This window comes from Empedobacter stercoris, assembly GCF_025244765.1.
GTDB lineage: Bacteria > Bacteroidota > Bacteroidia > Flavobacteriales > Weeksellaceae > Empedobacter > Empedobacter stercoris.
Genome location: NZ_CP104210.1, coordinates 1 through 10,226, shown reverse-complemented (window position 1 = coordinate 10,226; position 10,226 = coordinate 1). Strand labels below are relative to the sequence as shown.

Sequence of the window (10,226 nt, the reverse complement as noted above, 5' to 3'; positions counted from 1 at the left end):
TAAAAATATATAAATCATATATAATTGTTTTAAAAATAATGTTAAACAACTTATAGTCAATTCGTTATTAATATATAGATAATATATTTTTAGTATTTACACAAACAATCTAAATGTATTAAAAAAGGAAGTAAAATAGGTATTCCAAATGAAAGTAGGAATAGCAAGCAGTAATCACGGAGACCGAGATTCAAAATTCTATTCCTTTGATTATTAAGTTTTTACAAAAATAAATTAGTAAATATTTTTTAAAAAAGTAGTAATTTTTATTGTAAGTTGTTGATATATAGTATAGTTATGGGATTTTAAAAAGTAGTATTTCATAGAAATAAGCAAGTAGTATAAAAGTGTCACTTTTATTAATTTTTATGCTAAAATAGAAAATAGCAAGGTGTGTTATTTGTTGCAAAAAACTTAGGATAATGACATGAAAAAACCTCCAAATGGAGGTTTATATTTTACATAAAAGGTGTTATAGCTTTTACTGAACCGAAGTTGTACGCTGTCTTTTATTCTTTACATAAATTTTCTCTAAGGATTTGTCCAATCCAACTTATACTAGCTACAATTTCAAAATCTGTAATTTCTAAACGATCTGCTAATATTTCATTATCTGATGGAATATATTTATCTCCATAATATTTTTCATCACCAACTTTAATATTGGGTTTTGTTACTCTGATTTCCATTAAGCCATATGATACAAATTCAGAACCACCATTGTCTAATTCCAATTCTTCAACATCATTTTCTATGAAAAACATTAAATCAGGCAACGGAGTTTTTTCAATAATATTTGTTCCTGTAATGAATTGGTCATAATCAATTTTTTTCTCTAAAAATGATTTAAAAAGTAAACCAGTAAGTGATGCTTTGTCTGTGTCTTCACACTTGTCAATAATAAATAATAATTTTTCGCCAACTTTTGTTCTATACTTTAAATCTTCTTCTATTTTATTTTCAGAAATTGATTTTAGTTCATATAAAAATGTAAGAATTTTTTTAAGAAATAGCTTATCCTTGATATTGGTTACTGTATTAAAAGTTCCTATAATTGTTGAAAGTAGTGGGACATCTTTTAGTAATCCTTCAGCAATATTTGAATCAATTACCACTTCAGTTAAGTCTTTGGTAACAGTTTGAAATTCTTTATCTTTTATGACTTGAATAAGATTTGTACCGAGTGAACTCATTTAATAATTTAGTTTTAGTAAGGTTGCGTACAACGTGCCGCGTATTGGCGATGGGCGGGATTTTTAGCACTGAACTTTAATCAAAGAACAGAAGTTGAATTTTGCACTTCCGTTGATACGAAGCCGTTCAGCCCGCCTATTGCCAATACGATGTTGTACGACGTAGTTATGTTTTGGGTTTTAGTCCAGCTAAATATTTTCGTATGTCATTTTCTAATTTATCCGGGTATTTGTACTCTAATTTTTTTGACAATTCAGTTCCTATTTCTGAAACTAAATCAGTCATTGAAAATAGAGCAGTCCAATTTTCCTTTATATCGCTCCCTGAAAATGTTTGTTCTGTTTTAGCCCACATTTCCTGGTTAAGATACTTTTTGAAAAGTCGTCCATATTTATTGGTCGTTATGTTCCAATTGTGTTCACTTGCAATGTGCCATTCAATTAAAGGAATTAAATATTCTGTGCGAATAACGGTTTCTGACATAAATTTCGCATAGAATATTTCATCTCTCACAAGACACTTTGCCACGTAAGTTGTGTCCCACCAAAAATCGTTTATTAGATTTTGAAACTCTTTTTCAGACGGTTTTTTGATAATGGAAATTTGATAAGTTGGTTTCAGCATTTGCTTTGTAATACCATCTTTATCAATTAAAATTTTATAACCAATATCCCAATCTTCTGGTAATTCTTTCTCTTGCGTTTCCTTTATAAATTTTGATTTGCTGTAAAGTTTAAAATCTACTTTCACACCGTCTTCATAAAGTAGCATTTTCATTGCGTGTTTATGGTTAAAACAACTTTCGTCTTCTTCAATCATAGCAATTGGATTTCCGAATTTAAGCGTCCAGCTTTTGTCTGAAATGTAATTTGTATTATCCTCAAAAACAAATTCAATGTCTAAATCACTAAATTCGTCAACAAGTGCTAAAGGATTTACAAGTGAACTTGTCAGAAGAAGAACTCTTACATCTTCGTTTTTCTCCGACCATTCTATAATTGTTCTTAACTTTTCTTCTCTGACTTTCATTTTGTTTGGTTCGGTTTTACTATGTCGTACAACGGGAAACGCATTGGCGAAGTGGCGGATAAATTGAACCGAAAGTTCAATTTAGCAGTGACGTAGCCGATGTGTTTCCACAGAAGCTAAATTATTAAAAAAAAGCTGAATGTGGGACACATTCGGCGGAATAAAAAGCACAAAAGTTGAATTTTGAACTTAACCCGCCATTTTGCCAATGCGATGTTGAACTGAACAAGGGAAATGAGCGGTATCCTGCCAGACAGGATACCGACATTCACGAGGTTTCGATGGTTAGTGCGCCGCATCGGAGCGGGCCTGCTACCAGTCGTCGGTTAGACGACTGGCGACTTCTCGGTGGCAGCCCCACGGAGCCGAAGGAGCACCAGCCCCAACGAAACCAGTACCGCCATCGCCGTGGCGTAACAGATCACGGGCCACGCTGTGTCACCGTTTAAAAGTGCCACCGCCAATGTCCCGACAATGCTGACTATCAGGCTTTGAACGCAGAAGTAGAACGCGACCGCTGATCCCGCGATGTCGTCGAACTCTGCCAAAGCGCCGTTCGCGGTAACGGACACCGTGAAGACAATACCGACCGCGACAACCCACATCGGTAGGATGAAGGTGAGGAATGACGGCGAGCCGTAAAGTTCGCCGATCCCCAACAGGACCGCTCCGCAAACAAGCAACGCCATCCCACGCGCCACGCATCCTGCGATGCCCCATCTGGCGATAAAGGACTTCGCGAAACGGGTTGTCACGATCATTACAAGCGCGACAGTGGCGAAGGCAAAGCTGAATCCGATCTCGGAATATTCCGCTTGGCCTATGAGCACACGGGGAGCCGTCGAGAAGAAGACGAAGTAGGTGCCCATACCGGCGCTAAAGCCGACAGTGTAAACCCAAAAAGCCGGACTCGCGAAGATCGGCAAGACAGATCGGCGCGTCTTGACTTGATCCAGAGGGCGGGTTTCGTGCCACCTGAAACCCGCATTTAGGAGTGCGAGCATCGCCAGTATAGCCAAAGTAATGAATATCGCCTGCCATCCCAAGAACTCGCCGATCAATACTCCGGCGATAGGGCCGAGCGCAGGCACGAACGCCAGCATCGAACTGAAAAGGCCGTAGATGACGACACCCTCAGGACGGTTGGCATAAACGTCGCGAACCGTCGCGAACGTCGCCACCAGCATGGCCGACGCGCCCACTGCTTGAAGTAGACGGAAAGCGACAAAGGCCGGTGCAGTTGAAGACCAAGCTGCTCCCAGAGACGCAATGACGAAAGCCGTTGCGCCCGCAAGTAGAATTGGCCGTCGCCCGATTCTGTCTGAGAGCGGACCAAAAATCACCTGGCCCACGCCGAGCATCACCATATAGAGGCTCAACGTGAGTTGGATCATAGCGGGCGTCGTGTTCAGGATGCCGGGCATCGCTGGAACGACAGGGAGATAAATATCCATCGCCAGTGAAGCGAGGATGTCGAAAGGAGCCATCAGCAGCAGTGCTGCCGGCAGCGTATAGGCCCACGCGGGGCGTTGTTTTTGTTTATCAGTCATTTATGTGTTTTTCTATTCCATCAATTATTGATTTCCAATCATCAACGTGTAATTCGTGTCCTGTACCTTCAAGGGTGATTAGATTTGAACCTTTTATTTTTTCTAGTAAAAAACCTGCATTCTTATAATGCCAAATTTTGTCGTCTGTTCCGTGGATAATTAAGGTGGGTTGTTTGATTTCGTTTAATCTGTTCCAATATTCTTCACCACCACCACCTTGCGATGCAGCGTGATTGAACATACTTATATAATTGTTGGCTCTATTGAACTCAGCTCTTATCAGTTTTTCACTTCTTTGTTTGTCAAATTGTTTCTTGCCACTCATTAATTCTGCACCCTGAATTAAATAGTTTACCACACTGTCTTCATTTGTCCAATTGACTGTACCTGCTTTACTATGGAAATCTAAAATACTCGTGTCCATTTCAGGTATAGTTGGGTCTGAGTCTCCCCAAGGGCCTGATGACATAAGAGTTAAGGAGTTAACTCTGTCGGCAAACTTTATTGATGCTATTTGAGAAATTAGTCCGCCCAAAGAAATCCCCACAAAATGTGCTTTGTCAATCTTGTAGCCATCCAATATTGAAATAGCGTCATTAGTTAAGTCAACAATATCGTATGGAGTAGAACCTGGTTCATAATTAGTGGATTTTCCTACATCTCTGTTGTCGTAACGAATAACAAAAAATCCTTTTTCAGATAATTGTTGGCAAAATTCAGTGTCCCAATACAGCATTGAAACGGTTGCACCTGCTACCAAAAGGATTGCTGGATTTTTCTTATTTCCAAAACTTTCCGTACAGAGTTCAATGCCGTTTGTTTTAATTATTTTCTCTTTCATTTCTGTTTTCCTTTGTTTGCAACTGATTATTATCAGTCCTAAAATTAATATCCAAAGTAGTTTTTTTTCATTTATCAATGTTTAACTGTTATGCTGGTATCTTTCACAATGCCCGCTAACGTTTCGGGGCTTTGCGAAGTGGCAGAAAATCGAAGACGGAAGTTTCGATTTAGACGACACGTAGCAAAAGCCAATTTTTATTTGCTAAATTACAAAAAAAGCCAATAAAATTGGCTTTTGCGGATTACGAAGACGAAAACTTTCAACTTAGACGGAAACCCGCCATTTTGCAAAACCCTTGTTACAGGCAGTATTTTTCAGAGTTCAATCGTTCGTTCTATATTTATCTGCTCCAAAAATGTTTCATCGTGCGATACAACAATTATTGTTCCTTGATATTCATTTATGGCTGTTGTCAAAATCTCAACATTCTGAACATCCAAATTGTTAGTTGGTTCGTCAAGGATAATAATGTCGGGCGATTTGCTGTTAATAGTCAAGCAACACAATAACAAACGCATTCTTTCTCCACCACTCAATAAGATGCAAGGTTTATCCCAATCGTCTTTGGCAAACAAAAAACGATTTAAACGAATTTTGACTTCGTGTTCTTGCAATGCCGAAGTGTTAAATTGTTGGGCTTGTTCGTAAACTTTCAACGTGTTGTCGAGCAAAGAATAATCTTGGTCAATATAAACCGATTTATTGTTTGCTCGGTAAATTGTTCCTGATTGCGGTTCTAAATTTCCTAAAATCAAGTTAATTAAAGTTGTTTTTCCTGAACCGTTTTTTCCTTTCAAAACAATGCGTTCCCCACTTGTAATTTGAAAATTTAGTTTGTCTTTCCAAAGTGGCTTGTTGCCATAGCCAAAGTTGATGTCTGTTGCTGTGAACAGAATTTTCCCTTTATGCAAATCTGAATTATCTAAGCCAAATTTCATTTTATCAATGTCGGGTAGAGAAGAACGAAGTTCTTGTAAGTCTTGCGAAAGTCCTCCGATTTTTTCTGCGTGAACACTTTTCAATTTTGAAGTGCTGTTTTCCGCATTATTTCGCAAAGTGTTCATCATTATTCGAGCAACGCCCGATTTTTCTTGTTTGCCTTTGCCACGACTGTCCAATTTTTGTTGTCGCTCCAAAGTTTCTCTTTCTTTTTCTTTCGCTTTTCGCAACGCTTTTTCTTTGCTTTGAATGTCTTGGCTCAAAGCGTTGTTTTCTATTTGCTTTTGTTCTTTATAAAAGTCGTAATTACCACCATAAACTTTAATTCCGTATTTGCTCAATTCGCAAACGTTATTCAAAATATTAAGTAATTTTCTGTCGTGGCTCACGATTATTAAAGTGCTTTTTGTGGTTTGAACAAAGTCATACAAAAGTTGTCGGCTCGTGATGTCTAAATGATTACTTGGTTCGTCTAATAAAACTAATTCGGGTTGATGAATGGAAATTCCTGCAAGAAAAACTTTTGTTTTTTGTCCACCACTCAATGCTTCCATTTTTTGTGATAAATCAAAATCGTTAAGTTGCCAATAGTTTAATGCTTCTGTGCAACGGTCTTCGATTGTCCAATCGTCATTGAGCAAATTAAAATTTTCTTCGCTTGTGTTTCCGTTTAGAATTTCTTTCAAAGCGTTTAGTTTCTCATCAATTTTCAACGCTTGTGAAATGGTCAAATGATTGAACTGACCGAAAATCTGCGGAATATAATACGGTTCGGCTTCAACGTTTATTTGTCCGATGGTTGGTTGAAGTTCGCCTGCTATAATTTTGAGCAAAGTAGATTTTCCAACTCCGTTGTTACCGATTAACGCAGTTTTTTCGTGATTGTTTACTGTCAGATTGATGTCGCTAAACAGTAAATCTTTGTTTGGATGTGTATATGAAATGTTTTGTAAAGTAAGCATAATTCCTTTCTTTAAAAGATGAAACAATACAGCGACCGCTTTGCGGTTGTTGTTCTGATTTGTCTGAAAGAAATTATATTTTACATTTCGAGTTGTTTAAGTTTTTGTGTTTTGCAAATATACGAACTTTTTCTTTTAGTACGGTCGGTCGTAATATTGCCTATAACATAGTAATTTACGAAGTAAATAATAGAAAAGTTTCGTGAAATATTCCCTATATCCGTATTTCGTGTAATTACTTTGTTAAAAGTAATAAATTCTTTGATAGTCTATATTATCTAAATAACATTTGTATGAATAGCGAGGTTTTTATTTAAAATTTTTAAATTCTCAATCATGGATCACGAAACTCTACAATTGATACTTTATTAATCTATTTCATTACTTAACATAATTCTTATTATACACCAAAACAATTCGGGTTAAATTATTGATTTTAAATTAGTGCCGTTTTGAATAAATACCTTCACACAAACCAACGCATTTAGAATCCTCTAAATTCGTTTTTTTACGTTTATTTATATCGGTCAATTCTATTTAGATAAATAGAATTTTAAAATCAAGTTCCGTAGATTTTTTTCCCTTTTGTCAAAAAGGCAAGAAGTTTTTGGTTTAGAACTTGAAAAGTTTGTACGAACAAAGACACATCTTGCTATTAAATACCGCCTACTTTTTTAGAACTCTGAAAAATACATTTAAGTATTGATAGTTAGTATTTTATAGGAATTTAAAAAGTTTATTATTTAATATCTTAACGCATTAATGCAGAAAAAAAATAAAGGAATTAAAATTTTTAATTTAATTGCATTATATTCAGCGTTTTATAATAGCAGTAATCACTTTTTTTTTAAAAAAAGTGATTACCTAATCTTATTTTACTTAGGTAGGATATTAGCCTTAAATTAGTTATAATAAAGTGAAAAACTAACTAAACAAGGAAGTGTATATCTAAAATTGCCACCATCTTTTTTTCTTTCCCGGTATTTGTTCTGTTTGGTTTAATTCCGGTTCTTTTTTTGGGGCTTCTAAAAGGAGAATTGTCTTTTGTAAGTCGATTATTCTACCCTCTTTTTCTTGTAAAAGCAACTCTTTATTCTTTAATTCTTGTTCAAATAAAGCAATTTTTGTTTTTAAAGAATTTATATCTTCTTGCTTCTGCCAAATTTCGGTTATGTCATACTTTTGCCTTTGTGGCTTTTTAGTGTCATTTAAAGGGTCGTAAATGGAAAACAGATAATTAACTTCTATTAAAGTTTTATTCCCTTTTTTTTGTAAGTATGGTACAGATTCAGAGTTAGCAAACAGTCTTCTTATTGTTCTCTCGCTTTTTCCTGTTTTTTTAACAGCTTCTTTTACGTCTATGTAATTCATAATAACAAAAGTTTGAAACTATGACAAAAGTATGTCAAAATATATAGATGACATACTTTTGTCATCCTACTTTTTCATGTGTTTTTGTTCAAAAATCTGCTCAGCTTTGTGTTTCAATGAACCAATAAGATATGCTTTTAGATTTTTGATTTCATATAGTACAGATTGAGCTTTTAGTTCTACTAAGAAATCCAATAATTCTTCTTCAGAAAGATGATTGTGTAAACTCTCAAATAAGCTAAGATTGTTGTTTAACTCCTTATTGGTAAACTCGTAATTGTACTTTAAATAATCTTCTATGTTTTTTGGAATATACCAACGATTAGACATTTGTTTTAATGCCTTTTGTTTCTTCAAAGATTCATCTTCAAATTGCGGTTGATGGATTGGAATAAAACGAATGCCTGTAATTTTACGACCTGTTTTGATTGGTTCGTAATGGAACGTGTAAGGAGAACATTTATCAAGTTCTTTTTTTGCAGGTTCTATTACATATCTAAAAAAATCATTTATTCTTTTATATTTTTCAGACACTTTAAACAAATCTTTTAAAGTATCAACAGAATAATTAATAGGCGTCTTTTGATTAGATAATAATTCATAAAAACGCATAGAGTAAACACTCTCAAATTCCATTGCTATTTTTAACTCGTATTTTTTAAATCCTTTTGAAAAATCTAAGAAAGCTTCTACAATTTTTGGGTTAATTCTAAAAGTAGCTGTTTGTTCATATTTTTCTATTTTCGGTTCCGAAATAAGTCTAATTAATTGCCAAGTAGAATCATCTTCGTATTCAAATATTTTATTCTCTAACCGTATTAAAGCCTCTTTAATTCTATGATGATTTTTATCTATTTCATTCACTAAAAACATTGAAACAGGTAATGTAACTATGTTTACATCAAATAAGTCTTTTTGTATTTTTACTTTATCATTGAGTTTGTTACCAGTAGTATATTTCTGAAAAACTTCAATCAATCGGTATAAAATACGTTTTTCATAAACAGAATAATCATATTTAGCAGTAGTTAAAATATAAGATTGTAACACCTCTTTATTATTGATTTTCATTGATTAGTAATTTTATTACGAGTTAATGAATACAAATATAAAAAATAAAACGAGTTACAAAAGTATAACTCGTTAAAAGTATTCAAAAACTCGTTTTTAAGTTTTAAAAAAGTATTCAAAAACTCGTACTTAAGTATTCAAAAACTCGTACTTAGTATTTTTTAAAACCTTGTATATATACTGATTATTAATCTTATATTCGTTTTTTATCGAAAGCCGATAAGTTATGTTAGATATGTTATGTTTAATTAATACAAAAACATGGTAATTTTTTAGTTTTTAAGGGTGTGATTTTCTTCGAAAAATCACTTTTTGGAGCTTGCGTGAAATGCACTGTTTTCGTTGGAGTGAAAAAAACAAAACAAAAAAAAGGAAATAGCAGACCGCAGGTCGCACCAGGGGGGGGCGGATTTTTTTATTTTTGATAAATTTATCTAATTTAATTAACTGATTTTTAATTCATTAATGTATTTTTGTTGCTCAAATTGAATGTTTAACCATAAATTTGAAAGCGAAACGATTTTAAAACAATGCAAAAAATCAAACTCAAATTGAATGTAAGTAATCTAAATGCAATTTTGCAGATTTTGAGTATTTATGAAAATGGATTTAAGGCGGAAAATTTTGTGTTTAAAGCTATTTTGTCAATTTCTGATGACTTATATAGTAAATTACTTAGAAAAGCGATTACAGAGCGTAAAAACGATAAAATATTTACAATCTCATTCAAGTATCATGAAGCTTATGCACTTGAAGCCATTTTAAGGCACTTTATTTCAAATGCCGATGAAGCCTATTCAGATCCTTATGTAAAAAATACCGCTCATGTGATTGCGAATAAAATTCATCAAGAGTTATAATTCTTCCAACAGCATTTTATCTGGAGCTTCTCCAAACAAATCAAAAGAAAACAAAGGTAAGTTTCGCACCATTAAATTTTAGCATAAAGCCGTTTCACTTTTTATATAAAATTTAGTGATGCTGCACTTGTTGAAATGGCTTTCTTTTTTTTCGTTTTTTCTTTTCTAAAATGGTTTTTTTTTAAGCTAATTTTTCTTAAAAAATGTCTTAAAATTTCAATTAGATGCAAGATATGGATTTGTACGGACATAGTAAATCACAATATTGCCTTTTCAGAAAAAAGGAAAGTAAAAATCGGAACTCTTTTTTACGTGAAATTTGATCGGAATAGTGAGGGGCGAGAGGGAACTCCACTTGGTGGAGTTAATTTATTGGTTATCATTATTTTATATATTTTTATTTTCT

8 protein-coding genes are annotated in these 10,226 nt (G+C 34.0%); 1 reads left to right on the top strand and 7 read right to left on the bottom strand.

Annotated elements, in window-relative coordinates:
- Positions 1-509: 509 nt before the first annotated feature.
- The 7 genes from NZD85_RS14495 to NZD85_RS14460 form a co-directional block, all read right to left on the bottom strand.
- Positions 510-1,193, bottom strand: coding sequence for a hypothetical protein (locus tag NZD85_RS14495; RefSeq protein WP_260544614.1), 684 nt, complete (start codon positions 1,191-1,193; stop codon positions 510-512).
- A gap of 166 nt (positions 1,194-1,359) precedes the next feature.
- Positions 1,360-2,223 carry an aminoglycoside 6-adenylyltransferase AadS gene (locus tag NZD85_RS14490; RefSeq protein ID WP_003013318.1) on the bottom strand — a complete coding sequence of 288 codons (864 nt, stop codon included), beginning with the start codon at positions 2,221-2,223 and terminating at the stop codon, positions 1,360-1,362.
- A gap of 326 nt (positions 2,224-2,549) precedes the next feature.
- A complete protein-coding gene (gene floR, locus NZD85_RS14480; RefSeq protein ID WP_165134138.1) occupies positions 2,550-3,773 on the bottom strand; it encodes a chloramphenicol/florfenicol efflux MFS transporter FloR in 1,224 nt (407 codons plus the stop codon).
- Positions 3,766-4,614: a macrolide hydrolase EstT gene (estT, locus tag NZD85_RS14475; RefSeq protein ID WP_185148407.1), complete on the bottom strand. Its 849-nt coding sequence runs from the start codon at positions 4,612-4,614 to the stop codon at positions 3,766-3,768. The genes floR and estT overlap by 8 nt, the downstream gene beginning before the upstream one ends.
- A 317-nt stretch (positions 4,615-4,931) precedes the next feature.
- Positions 4,932-6,518, bottom strand: coding sequence for a ribosomal protection-like ABC-F family protein (gene abc-f / locus NZD85_RS14470; protein WP_260544620.1), 1,587 nt, complete (start codon positions 6,516-6,518; stop codon positions 4,932-4,934).
- A gap of 948 nt (positions 6,519-7,466) precedes the next feature.
- On the bottom strand, positions 7,467-7,889 hold the full coding sequence (locus tag NZD85_RS14465; protein WP_146292960.1) for a hypothetical protein: 423 nt from the start codon (positions 7,887-7,889) through the stop codon (positions 7,467-7,469).
- Positions 7,890-7,955: 66 nt separating this feature from the next.
- Positions 7,956-8,960, bottom strand: a complete 1,005-nt coding sequence (locus tag NZD85_RS14460; RefSeq protein ID WP_260544617.1) for a replication initiation protein — start codon at positions 8,958-8,960, stop codon at positions 7,956-7,958.
- A 530-nt stretch (positions 8,961-9,490) separates the two neighbouring features.
- Between NZD85_RS14460 and NZD85_RS14455 the strand changes: the two genes are divergently transcribed.
- Positions 9,491-9,820: a hypothetical protein gene (locus NZD85_RS14455; protein WP_146292958.1), complete on the top strand. Its 330-nt coding sequence runs from the start codon at positions 9,491-9,493 to the stop codon at positions 9,818-9,820.
- The last annotated feature ends 406 nt before the right edge of the window (positions 9,821-10,226 follow it).